The sequence below is a fragment of the Geodermatophilus dictyosporus genome (genome assembly GCF_900115505.1).
Lineage (GTDB): Bacteria > Actinomycetota > Actinomycetes > Mycobacteriales > Geodermatophilaceae > Geodermatophilus > Geodermatophilus dictyosporus.
This window is the reverse complement of the sequence record NZ_FOWQ01000008.1, coordinates 13,715-31,981: the sequence shown is the minus strand read 5'-3', so window position 1 is coordinate 31,981 and position 18,267 is coordinate 13,715. Positions and strand designations below refer to the sequence as shown.

General features: G+C 72.2%; 16 protein-coding genes and 2 tRNA genes. 7 read left to right on the top strand and 11 right to left on the bottom strand.

Going from position 1 to position 18,267, the window contains the following annotated elements; all coding sequences use genetic code 11:
• Position 1 precedes the first annotated feature (1 nt).
• Positions 2-955 (bottom strand): ABC transporter ATP-binding protein, encoded by a 954-nt coding sequence (locus tag BMZ33_RS17545; RefSeq protein WP_091113789.1) that lies wholly within the window; start codon positions 953-955, stop codon positions 2-4.
• Positions 956-998: 43 nt separating this feature from the next.
• A complete protein-coding gene (ndk, locus tag BMZ33_RS17540) occupies positions 999-1,406 on the bottom strand; it encodes a nucleoside-diphosphate kinase (protein ID WP_091113786.1) in 408 nt (135 codons plus the stop codon).
• A gap of 73 nt (positions 1,407-1,479) precedes the next feature.
• Between ndk and BMZ33_RS17535 the strand changes: the two genes are divergently transcribed.
• Positions 1,480-1,701 carry a helix-turn-helix domain-containing protein gene (locus BMZ33_RS17535; protein ID WP_091113782.1) on the top strand — a complete coding sequence of 74 codons (222 nt, stop codon included), beginning with the start codon at positions 1,480-1,482 and terminating at the stop codon, positions 1,699-1,701.
• Position 1,702: 1 nt separating this feature from the next.
• Entirely contained in the window at positions 1,703-2,239 is a 537-nt protein-coding gene (locus BMZ33_RS17530; RefSeq protein ID WP_091113778.1) for a Clp protease N-terminal domain-containing protein, read from the top strand.
• A gap of 3 nt (positions 2,240-2,242) precedes the next feature.
• Here BMZ33_RS17530 and BMZ33_RS17525 read toward each other — a convergent pair whose 3' ends face one another.
• Together BMZ33_RS17525 and BMZ33_RS17520 are read right to left on the bottom strand one after the other, a co-directional pair.
• The gene (locus BMZ33_RS17525; protein ID WP_091113774.1) at positions 2,243-2,614 is read right to left on the bottom strand and encodes a DUF4233 domain-containing protein; all 372 of its coding nucleotides are present in this window, start codon (positions 2,612-2,614) and stop codon (positions 2,243-2,245) included.
• Entirely contained in the window at positions 2,611-3,963 is a 1,353-nt protein-coding gene (locus BMZ33_RS17520) for a bifunctional folylpolyglutamate synthase/dihydrofolate synthase (RefSeq protein WP_091113771.1), read from the bottom strand. The genes BMZ33_RS17525 and BMZ33_RS17520 overlap by 4 nt, the downstream gene beginning before the upstream one ends.
• A gap of 42 nt (positions 3,964-4,005) precedes the next feature.
• On the opposite strand from BMZ33_RS17520, the gene valS reads away from it, so the two are divergent.
• The gene (valS, locus tag BMZ33_RS17515) at positions 4,006-6,591 is read left to right on the top strand and encodes a valine--tRNA ligase (protein ID WP_091114416.1); all 2,586 of its coding nucleotides are present in this window, start codon (positions 4,006-4,008) and stop codon (positions 6,589-6,591) included.
• Between the two features lie 3 nt (positions 6,592-6,594).
• Here valS and BMZ33_RS17510 read toward each other — a convergent pair whose 3' ends face one another.
• Positions 6,595-7,524: an oxygenase MpaB family protein gene (locus tag BMZ33_RS17510; RefSeq protein WP_091113767.1), complete on the bottom strand. Its 930-nt coding sequence runs from the start codon at positions 7,522-7,524 to the stop codon at positions 6,595-6,597.
• A 207-nt stretch (positions 7,525-7,731) separates the two neighbouring features.
• Between BMZ33_RS17510 and BMZ33_RS23470 the strand changes: the two genes are divergently transcribed.
• Together BMZ33_RS23470 and BMZ33_RS23465 are read left to right on the top strand one after the other, a co-directional pair.
• Positions 7,732-8,190 (top strand): hypothetical protein, encoded by a 459-nt coding sequence (locus BMZ33_RS23470; RefSeq protein WP_169064498.1) that lies wholly within the window; start codon positions 7,732-7,734, stop codon positions 8,188-8,190.
• Positions 8,187-8,648 (top strand): endonuclease domain-containing protein, encoded by a 462-nt coding sequence (locus tag BMZ33_RS23465; protein WP_169064497.1) that lies wholly within the window; start codon positions 8,187-8,189, stop codon positions 8,646-8,648. The genes BMZ33_RS23470 and BMZ33_RS23465 overlap by 4 nt, the downstream gene beginning before the upstream one ends.
• 132 nt (positions 8,649-8,780) lie before the next feature.
• On the opposite strand, the gene clpX is transcribed toward BMZ33_RS23465, so the two are convergent.
• From clpX to BMZ33_RS17475, 6 genes are all read right to left on the bottom strand, one after another.
• Positions 8,781-10,055, bottom strand: coding sequence for an ATP-dependent Clp protease ATP-binding subunit ClpX (gene clpX, locus BMZ33_RS17500; protein ID WP_091113764.1), 1,275 nt, complete (start codon positions 10,053-10,055; stop codon positions 8,781-8,783).
• A gap of 313 nt (positions 10,056-10,368) precedes the next feature.
• On the bottom strand, positions 10,369-10,995 hold the full coding sequence (locus BMZ33_RS17495; RefSeq protein ID WP_091113761.1) for an ATP-dependent Clp protease proteolytic subunit: 627 nt from the start codon (positions 10,993-10,995) through the stop codon (positions 10,369-10,371).
• A gap of 20 nt (positions 10,996-11,015) precedes the next feature.
• Complete coding sequence (locus tag BMZ33_RS17490) at positions 11,016-11,651, bottom strand: ATP-dependent Clp protease proteolytic subunit (protein WP_169064496.1); 636 nt, start codon at positions 11,649-11,651, stop codon at positions 11,016-11,018.
• Positions 11,652-11,910: 259 nt separating this feature from the next.
• Entirely contained in the window at positions 11,911-13,458 is a 1,548-nt protein-coding gene (tig, locus tag BMZ33_RS17485; RefSeq protein WP_091113757.1) for a trigger factor, read from the bottom strand.
• A gap of 93 nt (positions 13,459-13,551) precedes the next feature.
• Positions 13,552-13,625: transfer RNA gene (locus BMZ33_RS17480), tRNA-Pro, on the bottom strand.
• 13 nt (positions 13,626-13,638) lie between these two features.
• The gene (locus BMZ33_RS17475) at positions 13,639-15,090 is read right to left on the bottom strand and encodes an amidase (protein ID WP_091113754.1); all 1,452 of its coding nucleotides are present in this window, start codon (positions 15,088-15,090) and stop codon (positions 13,639-13,641) included.
• A gap of 44 nt (positions 15,091-15,134) precedes the next feature.
• Here BMZ33_RS17475 and BMZ33_RS17470 point away from each other — a divergent pair.
• A tRNA-Gly gene (locus tag BMZ33_RS17470) sits at positions 15,135-15,208 on the top strand.
• 1,655 nt (positions 15,209-16,863) lie between these two features.
• Positions 16,864-17,832 (top strand): hypothetical protein, encoded by a 969-nt coding sequence (locus BMZ33_RS22795; RefSeq protein WP_136697338.1) that lies wholly within the window; start codon positions 16,864-16,866, stop codon positions 17,830-17,832.
• Positions 17,833-18,267 lie beyond the last annotated feature (435 nt).

The following is an 18,267-nucleotide window of genomic DNA, read 5'->3' as shown; positions in this document are numbered from 1 at the left end:
GTCAGTCGACCAGCGTCCGGCCGGTGAGCCGGAGGAAGACGTCCTCCAGCGAGCTGCGCCGCACCAGCGACGACACCGGCTGCAGGCCGTGGGCGAGGACGGCGGACAGCGCCGCGTCGCCGTCGTCGGTGTAGAGCAGCAGCCGGTCGGGCAGCACCTCGACCCGCTCGGCGAGGCCGCGGGCGGTCAGCGGGGCGAGCGCGTCGGCGTGCGCGGCCGGTCCCGGGCCGCCCTCGGTGAGCGGGAACCGCAGCTCGCACACCTCACGGGTGGACCAGGCGGCGATGAGCTCGGCCGGCGACCCCTGCGCGGCGATCCGCCCCTTGTCCATGACGACGAGCCGGTCGCACAGCTGCTCGGCCTCGTCCATGTAGTGGGTGGTGAGGACGAGGGTGACGCCGCGCTGCTTGAGCCGGTAGAGCCGCTCCCAGAGCACGTGCCGGGCCTGCGGGTCGAGCCCGGTGGTGGGCTCGTCGAGCAGGACGACGTCGGGGTCGTTGACCAGCGCCCGGGCGATGGTGACCCGCCGCTTCATCCCGCCCGACAGCGGCTCGACCCGGTCACCGGCCCGGTCGGTGAGCTGCACGAAGTCGAGCAGCTCGGCCGCCCGCGCCCGCACGGTGGCCCGCGGCAGGCCGAAGTAGCGGCCGTAGACCAGCAGGTTCTCCTCGACGGTGAGCTCCAGGTCGAGGTTGTCGGTCTGCGGGACGACGCCGAGCCGCCTCCGGATGGCCGGGCCGTCGACGGCAGGGTCCATTCCGAGGACCCGCAGCTCCCCCGCGGTCGGCGGCGAGACGGCGCCGATCATGCGCATCGTCGTGCTCTTGCCGGCCCCGTTGGGTCCGAGGAAGCCGAAGGCCTCCCCGGGCGCGATGTCGACGTCGATGCCGTCGACCGCGGTGTACCCACCGAACCGCTTCACCAGGCCCCGGGCCCGGACCAGCGACTCCCCCACGCCCCCGACGCTATCCCCGGCCCCGGGGGCGGGGTCCAGCCACTTACAGGCTCGGGAAGAACAGGCCGATCTCGCGCGCGGCGGACTCGGCGGAGTCCGAGCCGTGGACGATGTTGTTCTGCACCTCGAGACCGAAGTCGCCGCGGATGGTGCCGGGTGCGGCCTTGACCGGGTCGGTGGCGCCGGCGAGCGCGCGGAACGCCTCCACCGCACGGGGCCCCTCGACGACGAGGGCCAGCAGCGGGCCTCCGGTGATGAACTCGACCAGCGAGCCGAAGAAGGGCTTCTCGCGGTGCTCGCCGTAGTGCTCCTCGGCGACCTCGCGGGTCAGCGTGCGCAGCTCGGCGGCGACCAGGCGCAGGCCCTTGGCCTCCAGCCGCGAGACGACCTCTCCGACGAGGCCGCGGGCGACGCCGTCGGGCTTGACGAGGACCAGGGTGCGATCAGTCACGGGGCGGCAGCCTACGGGACGCCGCGCGTCAACCGAGGTTGACAAGCCGGATGGCGTCAACCATGGTTGACGCATGGCCTCTCCCACCGACGTCACCACCGCCGCCGCGGCCGACGACCCGGACACCGGCCTGCGGGCCGTCCGGGCGCTGCGCGAGCTCGCCGAGCGCCTGGAGGTGCTGCAGGTCGGCAACGCGCGGGCGCGGGGCTGGTCGTGGCAGCAGATCGCCGGGGCGCTCGGGGTGTCCCGGCAGGCCGTCCACAAGAAGCACGCCCGGAGCAGGAAGGACGTCTGAGGTGTTCGAACGCTTCACCCTCGAGGCCCGCACCGCGGTCGTGGTGGCCCGGGAGGAGGCCCGCGACCTGCGCGCCGGGCGGATCGAGCCGGTGCACCTGCTGCTCGCCCTCAGCCGGGACCCGGGGCGCGGGGGCAGCGCCCTGCGGGCCGTCGGGCTGGACCAGGCGACCCTCCGGGACGCGCTCGCCCGCTCCGGCGGCCCGCTGGACGCCGACGCCCTCGCCGCCGTCGGCATCGACCTGGACCGGGTGCGGGCGGCGGCGGAGTCCGCCTTCGGGCCGGGCGCGCTGGACCGCGGCTCCCCGGAGCACCCCGGGCACATCCCGTTCGCCGACGGGGGCAAGCGGGCGCTCGAGGGCGCGCTCCGGCACGTCCTGGCGCAGCGCCGCCCGCGCCGCGGCCGGGTCATCGACACCGGGCACCTGGTCGTCGGCGTCCTCGCCGTGGCCGACCCGGTCGTCGAGCGCGTGCTGCGGCAGCTGGGCACCGACGTCGTCCGGCTGCGGCAGGAGCTCGAGGACCGCTCCGCCGCCTGAGCGTCAGTCGCCGGCGGCGGGCTCGCGGAACGGCGACCCGAGCAGGTCCTTGCGGATCTGCAGCAGGTACAGCCAGATGAGCACGAAGACGCCGCCGACGAACCACATCGCCGAGTCGATGAGCCCGGTGAGCAGCAGCGGCACCTGCAGCGCGGTCCCGATCTCCAGCCCGCGCGGCCGCCGCTGGACGCCGCTGGCGAGGACGAGCACGAGGGCGAGCGCCAGCAGGATCGTCAACCGGACGCCGCCGAGCCCCGCCTCGGTCTGGGCGATGGCGCGTGGGACGAACAGCACCGCGATGCCCTCGAGCAGCAGCACGGCCGCGGCGGCCCCGCGCAGGGCGCGGGCGGCGCGGACCGGGTCGGGCGCCGTCACGACCGGCCGCCGAGCACCGTGCGGGCCTCGCCGGCGGTGACCACGCTGCCGGTGACCAGCACGCCCGAGCCGCCCAGGGCGTCGTCGGGCCCGGCCTCGGCCAGCTCGATCGCCTCGGTGAGCGCCTCGGGCAGCCGCGGGGACACGCTGACCCGGTCGGCGCCGAACACGTCGACCGCCAGCGCGCCCAGCTCGTCGGCCGGCAGCGCCCGCGGCGAGCCGTTCTGGGTCACCACCAGCTCGGCGCAGACGGTCTCCAGCTCGCGCAGCATCCCCTCGACGTCCTTGCCGTGCACCACGCCGACGACGCCGACCAGCCGGGTGAAGTCGAAGGACTCCCGGATCGCCTCGACGGTGGCGGCCATGCCGGCGGGGTTGTGCGCGGCGTCGACGAGCACCGTCGGGCTGGTGCGCACCCGCTCCAGCCGGCCCGGGGAGCGCACGGCGGCGAAGGCGGCCCGCACGGTCTCGACGTCGACCGGTCCGGTGGCCGCGCCGGCGCCGAGGAACGCCTCGACGGCGGCCAGCGCGGTGGCCGCGTTCTGCGCCTGGTGCGCGCCGAACAGCGGGAGGAAGACGTCGCCGTACTCGCCGCCGAGGCCCTGCAGCCGCAGCTGCTGCCCGCCGACGGCGACCTTCCGGTCGAGCACGCCGAACTCGGTGCCCTCGCGGGCGACCACGGCCTCCACCTCGACCGCGCGGCGCACCAGCGCGTCGAGCGCCCCGGGCTGCTGGTGGGCGAGGACGGCGATCGCGTCGCGCTTGACGATCCCGGCCTTCTCCCCCGCGATCGTCGCGACGTCGGGACCCAGGTACTCCGAGTGGTCCAGCGCCACCGGCGTGACGACGGCGACCCGCGCGTCGACGACGTTCGTGGCGTCCCACGTGCCGCCCATGCCGACCTCGACGACCGCGACGTCGACCGGGGCCTCGGCGAACAGGGCGTAGGCCAGCCCCACCGTGACCTCGAAGAAGCTCATCGGGTGCTCGCCGGCGGCGTCCACCATCTGCACGTAGGGCGCGATGTCGTCGTAGGTCTCGACGAGGCGCTCGGCGCTGACCGGCTCGCCGTCGAGCACGATCCGCTCGCGCACCGACTGCAGGTGCGGGCTGGTGAAGCGGCCCACCCGCAGGCCGAAGCCGCGCAGCAGCTCGTCGACCATCCGCGCCGTCGTCGTCTTGCCGTTGGTGCCGGCGACCTGGACGACGGGATAGGCGCGGTGCGGGTCGCCCAGCAGGTCGACCAGCGCGGCGATGCGGCTCAGGGAGGGCTCCAGCCGGGTCTCCGGCCAGCGCGCCAGCAGCTCCTGCTCCACGCGTGCCATGTCGCCGAAGCCGTCGCTGCTCATCCTCCCCAGGATGCCAGCCGGACGGTTCCTAGGATGGAGGTCATGGTCACCGACTCCGCCACCCCGGTCAGCACCGCCCCGGGAGCCGGGGCCGGCGTACCCGACAAGCCCACCCTCGACGGTCTCGAGGACACCTGGGTCGCCCGCTGGGCCGAGCAGGACACCTACGCCTTCGACCGCGCCGCCGCCCTGGCCGCGCCGCGCGAGCAGGTGTACTCGATCGACACCCCGCCGCCGACGGCCAGCGGGTCGCTGCACGTGGGCCACGTGTTCAGCTACACCCACACCGACATCGTCGCCCGCTACCAGCGGATGCGCGGCAAGCACGTCTTCTACCCGATGGGCTGGGACGACAACGGGCTGCCCACCGAGCGGCGGGTGCAGAACTACTACGGCGTCCGCTGCGACCCCGCGCTCCCCTACGACCCGTCCTTCACCCCGCCGGACAGGCCCGGCAAGGAGCAGGTGCCGGTCAGCCGGCGCAGCTTCGTCGAGCTGTGCGAGCGGCTGACCGAGGAGGACGAGCGCGCCTACGAGCAGCTGTGGCGCCGCGTCGGGCTGTCGGTGGACTGGTCGAACGTCTACCGGACGATCTCGGCGACGTCGCGGGCCACCGCGCAGCGGATGTTCCTGCACAACCTGGCGCGCGGGGAGGCCTACGCGCAGGAGGCGCCGACCCTCTGGGACGTCACCTTCCGCACCGCCGTCGCCCAGGCCGAGCTCGAGGACCGCGAGCGCCCGGGCGCCTACCACCGGATCTCCTTCTCCGGCCCGGCCGGCCCGGTCTTCATCGAGACCACCCGGCCCGAGCTGCTCCCCGCCTGCGTCGCGCTGGTCGCCCACCCCGACGACGAGCGGTACCGGCCGCTGTTCGGGCAGACGGTGCGCACGCCGCTGTTCGACGTCGAGGTGCCCGTGGTCGCCCACCGCCTGGCCGAGCCGGACAAGGGCTCGGGCATCGCGATGATCTGCACCTTCGGCGACCTCAACGACGTCACCTGGTGGCGGGAGCTGCAGCTGCCCACCCGCGCGGTGATCGGCTGGGACGGCCGCTTTGTCCCCGACGCCCCCGACGGCGTCCCCGCGGAGGTCTACGGCGAGCTGGCCGGGAGGACGGCGTTCAGCGCCCAGCAGCGGATCGTGGAGCTGCTGCGGGAGTCCGGCGACCTGCACGGGGAGCCGAAGACCATCACCCACCCGGTGAAGTTCTTCGAGAAGGGCGAGCGCCCGCTGGAGATCGTCACCACGCGGCAGTGGTACATCCGCAACGGCGGGCGCTCCCCCGAGCTGCGCGACGCGCTGGTCGCCCGCGGCCGGGAGATCCAGTGGGTGCCCGAGCACATGCGGTACCGCTACGAGAACTGGGTCGAGGGGCTCAACGGCGACTGGCTGATCAGCCGGCAGCGGTTCTTCGGCGTCCCGTTCCCGGTCTGGTACCGGCTCGACGCCGCCGGCGACCCCGTGTACGACGAGCCGATCCTGGCTGACGAGGCGTCGCTGCCGGTCGACCCGGCCTCCGACGTCCCGCCGGGCTTCGACGAGTCGCAGCGCGGGGTGCCGGGCGGGTTCGTCGCCGACCCCGACGTCATGGACACCTGGGCGACGTCGTCGCTGTCGCCGCAGGTGGCCTCGGGCTGGGACACCGACCCGGAGCTGTTCGCGCACGTCTTCCCGATGGACCAGCGGCCGCAGGCGCACGACATCATCCGCACCTGGCTGTTCTCCACCGTCGTCCGCTCGCACTTCGAGCACGGCGCGGTGCCGTGGACGCACGCGACGATCTCCGGCTTCGTCGTCGACCCCGACCGCAAGAAGATGTCGAAGTCGAAGGGCAACGTCGTCACGCCGATCGACGTGCTCGAGCGCTACGGCACCGACGCCGTCCGGTGGCGCGCCGCCGGGGCCCGGCCGGGTGCGGACTCGCCGTTCGACGAGGCGCAGATGAAGGTCGGCCGGCGGCTGGCCATGAAGATCCTCAACGTCGGCAAGTTCGTGCTGGGCCTCGGCGTGACCGCGGACCTCGCCGCCGAGCAGGTGACCGAGCCGCTCGACCTCGGCGTGCTCGCTGCGCTGGGGACGGTGGTCGGGGAGGCCACCGCCGCGATGGAGGCCTACAACTACACCCGCGCGCTCGAGGTGACCGAGGCGTTCTTCTGGTCGTTCTGCGACGACCACGTGGAGCTGGTGAAGTCGCGCGCCTACGGCACCGGCCCGGCGGCGGAGTCGGCTCAGGCGGCGCTCGCGCTGGCGCTGTCGGTGCAGCTGCGGCTGTTCGCCCCGGTGCTGCCCTTCGTCACCGAGGAGGTCTGGTCCTGGTGGCAGGCCGGGTCGGTGCACCGCGCGCCGTGGCCGTCGGCCGCCGAGCTGCCCGGCGGCGGGGACCCTGCCGTGCTCCCCGTGGTCGCGGCCGCGCTGGCCGGCGTCCGCAAGGCCAAGTCCGACGCGAAGGTGTCGATGCGGGCCGACGTCTCCTCGGCGACGGTGACCGCGCCCGAGGCGCAGGTGCCGCTGGTGGAGGCCGCCCGCGGCGACCTGACCGACGCCGGGCGGATCGCCGCGCTGACCGTGGTGGCCGGCGAGGGCCCGCTGAGCGTCGACGTCGTCCTGGCCCCGCCCGCCGACGCCTGACCGTCAGGCGGCGTCGTCGGCCGCCCAGGCGGGTGCGGGTCCCAGGCCGAGACGCCAGCGGGCCGCCTGCTCCGACGGGCTGTAGGAGCCCAGGGCCAGGCGGAGCCCGCGCAGCTGCAGCCGGGTGGCCGTGACCTGGGGAGTGCCGCCGCGGCCCCGCCCGGGCACTCCCGCGCAGCCGGCGAGCGTGGGCGACACCAGGTGGGCCGCCGCCCCGGACAGCCCGCGGTAGAACACCCGCTCGGGCGGGCTGAGCCCCGGCGGGGCGGCGAGGAAGGCGCGCAGGTCGTCGGGGACCGGCGCCAGCTCACTCCGGTGGGCGGCGATCGCCTCGGCCAGCTCGGCGGCGGTACCCGGCAGGTCGGTGGCGCCCAGCTCCCGCGCGGTGCGGGCCCACTCGCCGACGTAGACGTCGGGCCAGCCGCGGCCGAAGCGGCCGGTCAGGTCCTGGCCCACGGCCTGCTGGGCGGCGAGGAACGCGTCGGTGAAGGCCAGGTGCACCCAGCGCAGCAGGGCCGGGTCGGACGCCGAGTAGGCGCGGCCCCGCGCGCGGCCGCGCACCCGCTCGTGCATCCCGCGGACCCGGGCCGCCTCCTGCCCGGCCAGCTCGGCCGAGCCGAAGGTGCTCACCACCAGCCAGCGGGCGGTGCCGGCCAGCCGCTTCCACGGGTCCTCGCGGTAGGCCGAGTGCCGCTGGACGCCGGCCAGCGCGAGCGGGTGCGCCGCTTGGCCCAGCAGCGCGGCGACCCCGCCGACGAGGGTGGACAGGTCGCCGTGCACCCGCCACACCACGCCGTCGGGCTCGAACCATCCCGGCCCGGTGCCCACCCGGGCGATGTCGCGGACCCAGTCGGGTGCGCCGGTCGGGTCACCGGAGACGCGGGCACGGAAGGCGCGGCGGGCCGCCTCGGGCAGGGCGGTCAGGACACGCACCCCGCCGAGCCTGCCAGCCCCGCCGTCCCCCGGCCCGTCGGAGCCGCGGTCGACCGTGTGCGCCCGGGCGGCGGTGTGCGGCTACGGCGTACCCCACGCCCGGCATGCGCCACGGACGCACACCACCTCGGCATTCACAGCCACCCGGCCCGTCCACGGACCCATGGGGACTCCCGCGCGGCCCCGGTCCCACGCCACCGTGGCGGAGTGGCCCTCGACCTGCTGCCGCTCCTCGGTCCGTTCGGCGTCGCCCGCGCGGCCGACCTCGCCGGACGGGTCGACCGGCACACCGTCGGCCGCTGGGTCACCCGCGGGCGGCTGTTCCGGCCGCACCGCGGTGTCGTCGTCGACCCGGCGTGCTGGGACGACTGGCAGACCCGGGCGCTCGCCGGCGCCCTGGCCGTCGACGGCACCCTGAGCCACGTCACCGCCCTCGCCGTGTGGCGGGTGCTCGAGGACGACGGTCCGGTGCACGTGTCCGTCCCCGCCGCGCGACGGGCACCGCGCAGCCGCGGCCTGGTCGTCCACCGTGTGCGGGAACTGGTGCGCGACCGGCTCGGCCCCTTCCCGGTCGCCCCGCTGCCGCGGTCGCTGGTCGACGCGTGGGGTGGGCGTCCGGGCGGCACGGGTCGCGGCGGCTGGTCGACGGGGCGCGGGCCGCCGTGATCGGCACCCTCCGCGACCGGCAGGTGACCGTGGCCGGGCTGCGGGCGGAGGTCGCCCGCCGTCCTGCACTACCGGGTCGCCGGGGCCTGGTGGCGCTGGTGGAGCTGGTCGAGCAGGGCTGTCGGAGCGAGCTGGAGATCTGGGGCGTGCGGCACGTGCTGACCAGACCGGGGATGCCACGGTTCGTGCAGCAGCACCCCGTCGTCCTGCCGTTCGGGACGGTGTTCCTCGACGCCGCGGTGCCGGCCCTGCGAGTGGCGGTCGAGCTGGACGGCGCCGCCTTCCACGGCAGCGCCGCCGACCGGGAGCGCGACACCCGCCGGGACGTCGCCCTGGCCGCGCTCGGCTGGGTGGTGCTCCGGTTCAGCCACCGCCGCCTGACCCGGGAGCCCGACGCCTGCCGCCGGGACGTCCAGCAGGTCTGCCGGGCGCGGGAGGTCCTGCTCGGCGCCCGGTGATGTGCACCCGTGGCGCATCGACGGCCGGCGGTGCGCCACAACCGCACACCACCCGGCCGCGACCGGCCCCGGACAGCGCGACGGCCCGCCTCCCTCGCCGGGGAGACGGGCCGTCGGGACTGCGTCAGTGCGTCAGGCGGACTTCTCGCGGCGCTCGCGGCTGGGCTTGCGCGGCACGATCGTCGGGTTGACGTGCTCCAGCACGACCTCCTTGGTGATCACCACGGAGGCGACGTCCTCGCGGCTGGGCACCTCGTACATCACCGACTGCAGCACCTCCTCCATGATCGCCCGGAGCCCGCGGGCGCCGGTGCCGCGGAGGATGGCCTGGTCGGCGATCGACTCGAGGGCGTCGTCGGTGAACTCCAGCTCCACCCCGTCGAGCTCGAAGAGCCGCCGGTACTGGCGCACCAGGGCGTTCTTCGGCTCGGTGAGGATGCTGATCAGCGCCTCGCGGTCGAGGGCCTGCACGCTGGTGATCACCGGGAGCCGGCCGATGAACTCGGGGATCATCCCGAACTTCAGCAGGTCCTCGGGCATGACCTCGGCGAACGCGCTGGAGGCCTCGATCTCCTTCTTGCCGCGGATCTCCGCGCCGAAGCCGATCCCCTGCTTGCCGACCCGCTGCTCGATGACCTTCTCCAGTCCGGCGAAGGCACCACCCACGATGAACAGCACGTTCGTCGTGTCGATCTGGATGAACTCCTGGTGCGGGTGCTTGCGGCCACCCTGCGGGGGCACCGACGCCGTCGTCCCCTCGAGGATCTTCAGCAGCGCCTGCTGCACGCCCTCACCGGAGACGTCGCGGGTGATCGACGGGTTCTCGCTCTTGCGGGCGATCTTGTCGACCTCGTCGATGTAGATGATCCCGGTCTCGGCGCGCTTGACGTCGTAGTCGGCGGCCTGGATCAGCTTGAGCAGGATGTTCTCGACGTCCTCGCCGACGTAGCCGGCCTCGGTCAGCGCCGTGGCGTCGGCGATGGCGAACGGGACGTTGAGCATCCGGGCGAGGGTCTGCGCCAGGTGGGTCTTGCCGCACCCGGTCGGGCCCATCAGCAGGATGTTGGACTTCGCCAGCTCCACCGACTCGTCGCGGCTGGCGCGCTCACCGCCGGCCTGCACCCGCTTGTAGTGGTTGTAGACGGCGACGGCGAGGGTCCGCTTGGCCTTCTCCTGGCCGATGACGTACTGCTCGAGGAAGTCGTGGATCTCCTTGGGCTTCGGCAGCTCGTCGAACTTGAGGTCCGACGACTCCGAGAGCTCCTCCTCGATGATCTCGTTGCAGAGGTCGATGCACTCGTCGCAGATGTAGACCCCGGGGCCAGCGATGAGCTTCTTGACCTGCTTCTGGCTCTTGCCGCAGAACGAGCACTTGAGCAGGTCACCGCTCTCACCGATTCGTGCCACCTGCTGACCTCCACCTCGGGGGAACCAGGTCCTGCGTGGAACGGACCTGCGGATGATGTGTCGCTGACGTTGCCCGTGTGCTCGGCCCCGCTGGAGGCGGGTGCCGCGAGGGGTGACCTCCCGGCGCTGCCAACCGGGGATCGGGCGCTCGCCGACGGTACCTGCCGCCACCGGCGCCGCGGGACTCCGACGCCCCGGTGCGCCGGGGTGGGTCGACTCGCTCGTCACTCCCGGCACTGCACCCCGAACGGTACGGGTCAGAGGCGCGACACGCGCGACTCCGGGCCGTACCGTCCGGGGATACTGCGGTCGGTCACACCGGGAGCGCGTTGAGCTTCCGGCTCTGGATCACCTGGTCGACGATGCCGTACTCCTTGGCCTCGGTCGCGGTGAGGATCTTGTCGCGGTCGATGTCGGAGCGCACCTGGTCCACCGCCCGGCCGGTGTGCCGCGCGAGGATCTCCTCCATCTGCGACCGCACCCGGGCGATCTCGGCGGCGTGGATCTCCAGGTCGGAGACCTGACCGCCGGCCTCGCCGGAGGGCTGGTGGATGAGCACCCGGGAGTAGGGCAGCGCCAGGCGCTTGCCCGGGGTGCCAGCCGCGAGCAGGACCGCGGCGGCCGAGGCGGCCTGGCCCATGCAGACGGTCTGGATGTCGGGCCGGACGAACATCATCGTGTCGTAGATGGCCATCAGCGAGGTGAAGGAGCCACCGGGCGAGTTGATGTAGATGGTGATGTCGCGGTCCGGGTCGGCGGACTCGAGCGTGATGAGCTGGGCCATCACGTCGTTGGCCGACGCGTCGTCGATCTGCACCCCGAGGAAGATGATGCGCTCCTCGAAGAGCTTGTTGTAGGGGTTGGACTCCTTCATGCCGTAGCTCGTGCGCTCCACGAAGGAGGGCAGGATGTAACGGCTGGAGGGCATCTCGAAGCTCATGGCGGTTCTCCTCGCGGCCGTCAGTTGTCGGTGACCGGGTTGGTGCTGTCGGTCATGGCGGCACGGCTGACGACGTGGTCGACGAAGCCGTACTCCAGGGCCTCCTGCGCGGTGAACCACCGGTCGCGGTCGGAGTCCTTCTCGATCTGCTCGATCGGCTGCCCGGTGTGGAAGGACTGCAGCTCGTTGAGCTCCTTCTTGGTGCGGCGGAACAGGTCGGCCTGGATGGCGATGTCCGCGGCGGTGCCGCCGACGCCGGCCGAGGGCTGGTGCATCATGATCCGCGCGTGCGGCAGGGCGTAGCGCTTGCCCTTGGTGCCGGCGGTGAGCAGGAACTGGCCCATCGACGCGGCCAGGCCCATCCCGTAGGTGGCGACGTCGCAGTCGATGAACTGCATCGTGTCGTAGATGGCCATGCCGGCGCTGACCGAGCCGCCGGGCGAGTTGATGTAGAGGTGGATGTCCTGCTTGGGGTCCTCGGCGGACAGCAGGAGCATCTGGGCGGCGAGCTGGTTGGCGATGACGTCGTCGACCTGGGTGCCCAGGAAGATGATCCGCTCGCGCAGCAGGCGCTCGTAGACCGAGTCGTTGAGGTTCATCCCCCCGGCGCCGCCCCGCATGAGCGGGGACATCGCCGGGTTCGGGTCGGTGCTCACGGGTGTGGTGACCTCCGTTGGGCGGGGAAGCAGTCGGTCTCGATGGGCGGGCTCGTGGGAGCGGGACCGGGGAGCCCGGACGGGCCGTACCCCCGGCGTCCACCCCGAGTCACGTCGACCCTAACGCGCACCCCCGGGCCCGGAGTCCCGGCGCGGGGGCCTGTTCGCCGACGGCGCAGCGCGGCGCCGGCGGAGACGACGGACGCCGTCCTCCCCGCGGGTGCAGGGAGGACGGCGTCCGTCGAGGCGGGGTCGGAGACTAGCCCTTGGCGACGTCCCCGCTGTCCTCGGTGGCGCCCTCCGCGGCCTCGACGGCGACGGCGGTCGCCACCTCGGCGTCGGGCGCCTCCTCGGCGTCCTCAGCAGCGGCGTCCTCAGCAGCGGCGTCCTCAGCAGCGGCGTCGTCGGTGGCGACGTCGTTGGTGGCGACGTCGTTGGTGGCGACGTCGTTGGTGGCGGCTGCGGCGTCGTCCGCGGCCGGGACGGTGCGCGGGCGCAGCGCCTCCAGGTCGACGACGTTGCCGGAGGCGTCGGTGATGGTGGTCTGCTCCAGCAGCTGGGCCAGCGCCTTGGTGCGGCGGACGTCGGCGACGAACTCGGCGATGTTGCCGCCCTGCTGCAGCTGCTGGGCGTACTGCTCCGGGCTCATCCGGTTGCGCGAGGCCTGGGCCATGATCTGCGCGGAGAGGTCGTCGTTGTCGACGGTGATCTCCCGGGCGTCGGCGATGGCGTCGAGCACGAACTGGGTGCGCACCGCCTCCTCGATCTGGGTGCGCTGCTCGGCCTCGTAGGCCTCGCGGCTCTCCGAGCCGGTCATCGACACGAACGCGTCCCAGTCCATGCCGGCCTGCTGCAGCTCGTTCTGCAGCGCCTGGTTGCGGTACTCGATCTCGCGGTCGACGAGGCCGTCGGGGATCGGCACCTCGGTGGTGGCCAGCAGGTGCTCGACCAGCTTGTCGCGCGCCTGGGCGCCCTGCTGCATGGTCTTGACCCGCTGCAGCCGGGTGCGGACGTCGTCGCGGAGCTCCGCCAGGGTGTCGAACTCGCTGGCGGTGGAGGCGAAGTCGTCGTCCAGCTCCGGCAGCTCCTTGGCCTTGACCGAGCGGACGGTCACGGTGACCTGCGCCTGCTCGCCGGCGTGCGGCCCCTGCTGGAGCGCGGTCTCGAAGGTCGCCGACTCGTCGGCCGACAGCCCGCGGACGGCGTCGTCGAGGCCCTCCATGAGCGAGCCGGAGCCGACCTCGTAGGACGTGCCGCTGGTGCTTCCGTCCTCGAGCACCTCGTCGCCGACGCGGGCCTCGAGGTCGATGGAGACGAAGTCGCCGTCCTGGGCGGCGCGCTCGACGCCGGTCAGCATCGAGAAGCGCTCGCGCATGACCGAGACCTGCTGGTCGATCTCCTCGTCGGTGACCTCGACGTCGTCGACGGTCACGGCGAGGTCGTCGAGGGAGGGCAGCTCGACCTTGGGGACGACGTCGACCTCGGCGGTGAAGGCGAGGGTGTCGTTGTCGTCGAGGCGGGTGACCTCGATGTCGGGCTGGCCGAGCACGCGGACGGAGTTCTCGCGGACGACCTCGGAGTAGACCTCGGGGATCGCGTGCTGCACGACCTGCTCGAGGACGACGGGGCGGCCGATGCGCTGGTCGAGCACGCGGTTGGGCACCTTGCCGGGACGGAACCCGGGGACGCGGACCTGGCGGCCGAGCTCCTTGTAGACCTCACCGAAGGCGTGGTCCAGGTCCCCCCACGGCACCTCGATCGCCATCCGGACCCGCGTGGGGCCCAGTTCCTCGATGGTGCTCTTCACAGCGGCAGTGCTCCTCGGTAGACAGACGGGGACGGGCGCCGGGCAGGGACGACGCCGGGTCGGCCCCCGAGTCTAGAGACGCCGCGCGCGGGGTCGGGGTGGCGGGATTCGAACCCACGGCCCCCCGCTCCCAAAGCGGGTGCGCTACCAAGCTGCGCCACACCCCGTGGCGGTCCGAGTCTAGGCGTGCGCCCCCGGACGGCGTCCCGCCCACGGGGCCGACTCCTCCAGGGCGGCGGCCACGCGGACCAGCAGGTCCTCGCGGCCGGTGGCGGCGGCGAGCTGGACGCCGACGGGCAGGCCGGCGCCGGTGGTGTGCAGCGGCAGGCTGACGGCGGGCTGGCCGGTGACGTTGAACTGCGCCGTCCAGGGGATGAAGGAGCCGATGCGGCGGCCCTCCTCGCGCGGGCCGGCGGCGGTGAACCAGCCGAGCTCCGGTGGCGGGGCAGCCACGGTCGGGGTGACCAGCAGGTCGAAGCCCTCGCCGCCGTCGTCGGCCGGCGTCCAGAAGGCGGCCATGCGGCGCGACCAGGAGCCCAGCCGGGCGCGGGCGGCGAGGTACTCGGTCGCGGTCATCCGGTTGCCGAGGGCGCGGTAGTGGACGTTGCGCGGCTCGAGCTCGCCGTCGGCGATGTCGCGGCCGAGGACGCGCTCGAAGTCGGCGAGGGTGCGGGCGGTGTCGGCGGCGATGGTGGCGTTGAAGTCGCGCTGGAAGGTGTCGTCGAAGAAGGCGGCGGGGGCGGCCTCCTCCACGGTGCAGCCGAGGTCCTCGAGCAGCCGGCCGGCCGCGGCGACGGCGGCGCGGCACTCGGGGTCGTCGAGCCCGCGCCCGTCGGGCGGGGCGCCGAGCAGGCCCACGCGCAGCCGGCCGACGGGTGCGCCGACCTCCTCGCGCAGGGGGCGGGGCAGCGGCGGGGCGGCGTAGGGGTCGCCGGGCATCGGCCGGCCGATGACGTCGAGGACGGCGGCGGCGTCGCGGACCGTTCGGGTGACGACGCCGTCGATGGCGGCGCCGGCCCAGCCCTCGCCGACGTCGGGGCCCTGGCTGACGCGGGCGCGGGTGGGCTTGAGGCCGACCAGGCCGCACTCGCTGGCGGGGATGCGGATGGAGCCGCCGCCGTCGCTGGCGTGCGCGACCGGCACCATGCCGGCCGCGACGGCCGCGGCCGACCCGCCGCTGGAGCCGCCGGTGGAGCGGGTGCGGTCCCACGGGTTGCGCGCCGGGGCGTTGGCGGCGGGCTCGGTGGTGACCGTGGTGCCGAGCTCGGGGACGTTGGTGCGGCCGAGGACGACGAAGCCGGCCTTCCGGAAGGCGTCGGCGAGGTGGCTGTCGCGCCGCCAGCGGATGCGGGCCTCCTGGAGCGGGGCCAGCCCGTAGGCGGTCTCCTCCCCCGCCATGTGCGCGCCCATGTCCTTGAGCAGCAGCGGCACGCCGCGGAACGGCCCGTCGGGCAGGCCGCTCTTCGCCTCTTCCCTCGCGGCGTCGAAGCGGTCGCGGAGGACGGCGTCGAGCTGCGGGTTTGCCGCCTCGATGCGGGCGATCGCGGCGTCGACGAGCTCGGCCGCACCGGCCTCCCCGCGGCGGACGAGGTCGGCGGAGGCGGTGGCGTCCAGCCACGTGGCGTCGGTCACGCTCGGACGCTATCGACCGGGCGGCTACGCTGGGCGGGCACCTCGCGGGTGTAGCTCAATGGCAGAGCCCCAGCCTTCCAAGCTGGCCATGCCGGTTCGATCCCGGTCACCCGCTCCACGCATCACCGCAGGTCAATGGGCCTGCTAGCTCTCCTGGAGAAGCTATGGAGGAGCCTCCAGAGGGCCCGTTGAACCCTCTCAGGACCCCTGTTTTCCTCTGCATTGGTCATGGATTGGTCACGCCGGGAGCCTCGACGTGGCCGGCTTAGACGACTGGTCCCCCGCTTCCGGCGCTTGTCCTGGTTGCCCGGTTAGTCACGCCGACTCAGGTCAGGCCGGCCACCGCATCGCCGCTCTCCGCCTCGACGGGCGGCTCGGCGGGCCACCGGGGCTGCTTACCGGCTCGCCGGCGGGCAGCCCATCGACCCGGAGCGCGTGTTGGCTCAACTCGTCACCCACCGACTCGAGGACCGCGCAGGCGGCCGTGACGGTGCCGAGCGCCTCGGCGGTCCCGATCGTGCGGCCGTCCGTCACCGGCAGGGCGCGAGTGCCGCAGCTGACAGCGTCAACGCGCCGCCTACGGCGTCGGCCAAGCTCAGACCGTGCCGCAGGCAGGCGTCGGCAAAGTGTTCCGTCGACCACCGGCAGACTGCATGTCGTGAGCACCGAGAGCGTGTCAGCCGCTCAGAAGCTCGCTGAGCACTGAGCGGCGCTGCTGGCGGATGCCTGGTACGTCAGCGCCGGTGACTAGCTCGTGACCGATGCGGCGGCATGGGTCGACAGGTTGGTCGTGACGGCCTTCACCGACCCTGCAGTAGCGCAGCCGCAGGCGGCACTACGGGAGGCGTCGCACTCCGAGTCGGTGAGGCGTGGCCCTTCGCCCGCAGGGTGGGGGCGGCCGGCTGCTCCGCGGGCGTGCTGAGAGAGGGTGACGCGAGCACCCTCCTCCCGCTGTTGGCGCCAGCTCACGATCCACTAACTCCCCGTCCCACGCACGTCGAACTGGCACGCCTGCCAGGCCAAGTCGCGGCACTTGGCCGGGGCGGCTTCCGCCTGTCGGCGAATCGACTGTTGGCACGGTGGAGGCGTTACGACCTGCTCGACCCTGTCGCCGCGGCCATACAGCAAGAGGACCCACTGCAGGGCTGGACGGCTGAAGCCGGAGCACTACGAGCCCTCCGTCGCCCGCTGGGATGCCGCCTAGGCCGTGGGCGATGACTAGCACCTCCGGAACTGGCGGGCCACCGCCAGGCGACCTTCCCCTTGAGTTGCCACCATGGGACGCAGCAGCGACCGGCCGCGAGGATCCAGCCAGTGACGTTGCTCTGGTCCTACCCATCGAAGGAGTGGTGAGGTGCGAATACTTGACGAAGAAGATCTCGATGACGTGATCTTTTGGATCAGACATGGTGGATTTCCTGGCGAGGCGACGGACGAAGATGTCGCGTGGGCGCGGAACCTGCTGAGGAGCAATAAACGCCTGAAAGCGGTCATCATGGCACTGGGCGGGCGTTCCATGCTATGGGTAGGAACGGACACGGAAGAAGCAGTTAGGCCACCTACCGACTCCGGCGAGTTCCCGCGAGATTCCTCGGGTGGGTACGCCCTTGGCGTTAGCGATGGCGCCATTCTGCCGGGAATCCCTCAGTCGTGGCGCCTGCTGACTTTCGCCTGCCCGCAGGGTGACTCGGAGCTCCTAGTTGCGCGCTACCCTCCGGAACCTCCACTTTGCCCCAATGACGGCAGCGCGATGCTGTACAGGCGGGATCTTGCATGAGCGACTCGGTGCCTCTGGGTGTCTCGGTTGAACAAGCGACAAGCACACGTTTCGCCTTGGTCGGTTACCTTCCTACCTATGCTGGCATTCTCGCGGTCCTCCTGCTGATCTCAGCAGACGCACCTCCCGGGCCATTCGACTTCAAGCACGCAATCGTACAGCTTCTCAATATTTCTGTGTCAGGCGCGCTGGTACTAGCACTAGTAGCTCTGCTCCTGTCGGTCCTGCTGCACCCCTTGCAGTTGCCGCTCGTTCGCATTTTGGAAGGCTACTGGCCTGCCTGGTGGGGCCTCTCGGGCCTGAAGCGTCGTGCGATTCGCCGGCAACGAGCCATCCGCGACCGCTTAGTGTCCGAGTCCCAAGCGCTCGGGAATCCAAACCCGAGGGAGGCTGAGCAAATTCTTACAGCGAGTTGGACGCTCACTCGCCGCTTTCCCGACAAGGATTCGGCGTTGATGCCTACAACCCTCGGGAATGTTCTCCGCGCGGCCGAGTACTCCGCTGGGTCAGCCTATGGGGCCGACGCGGTCACATGGTGGTCGCGAATATACCCTGTTATCTCAGCCAGAACGAAAGAGATCGTTGATGACCGCCGCGCGCAGTTGGATGCCTCTTGCAGGCTCTGCGCAGTAGCGATGATGGTCGGCCTGACGAGCATACTCGTACTCCTCGACGACGGCCTGTGGATCGTCATCACCCTAGGGCCCCTTTTCCTTGCTTGGCTGAGCTACAGGGCGGCAGTCTCTGCTGCCTCCCAATATGGCGATGCAATTGGGGTGGCTTTCGACCTGCACAGGTTTGACGTCCTCGCAGCGCTACATCTTCCGTTGCCAGCAACGCCCAGTGATGAGAGGACAGTCAATGGGCAACTCACATTGTTGTGGCTGCAAGGCGTGCCGTTAGACGGCATCGCCTATCTTCATGAACCCCGCCAGCCTGACTCAAAAGATGAGCGTACAAGCTGAGCTAGGAGTGAACTAGATGCCCGAAGCGCCGGGGACTCGCAGCGTCACCTTCAGTCGAGACTGGGCAGGTCTGTCCAGCTCTGGTCGGATCATCATAAGTATCGAACGTGTAGCCAGCGGTCAGCCATTAGGTCAGATTCTCTCTCACGAATCCGCTCATGATCTGCTGTTGAAGTCAACGCATCTAGGGCTGGTACAGCTGGCGCTGTCAGGGGAGGGTCTCGATCCAGCCCCAGCAGGACAGGTGAGGGATAGGTGCGCACGCCTGCTGGACGACTTGATCGAAGCGTCACGATTCACCCACGAAGCGGTCGCCACGTTCGCTTCAAGTATCGGCGTGCCTGAGCGAGAGCTGCCTGCCTATTGGAGCCGCCACCCCAAAGATTACCAGGATGCCGCTCATGTCATCGAATGGTTGCGCGCTAGGCCGGTTGC

Bases quoted from the DNA above. Each gene is read 5' to 3' on its own strand.
- BMZ33_RS17535 (WP_091113782.1), top strand. From the start codon at position 1,480: ATGGCCTCTCCCACCGACGTCACCACCGCCGCCGCGGCCGACGACCCG.
- BMZ33_RS17520 (WP_091113771.1), bottom strand. From the start codon at position 3,963: ATGAGCAGCGACGGCTTCGGCGACATGGCACGCGTGGAGCAGGAGCTG.
- valS (WP_091114416.1), top strand. From the start codon at position 4,006: ATGGTCACCGACTCCGCCACCCCGGTCAGCACCGCCCCGGGAGCCGGG.
- BMZ33_RS17495 (WP_091113761.1), bottom strand. From the start codon at position 10,995: ATGAGCTTCGAGATGCCCTCCAGCCGTTACATCCTGCCCTCCTTCGTG.
- BMZ33_RS22795 (WP_136697338.1), top strand. From the start codon at position 16,864: ATGAGCGACTCGGTGCCTCTGGGTGTCTCGGTTGAACAAGCGACAAGC.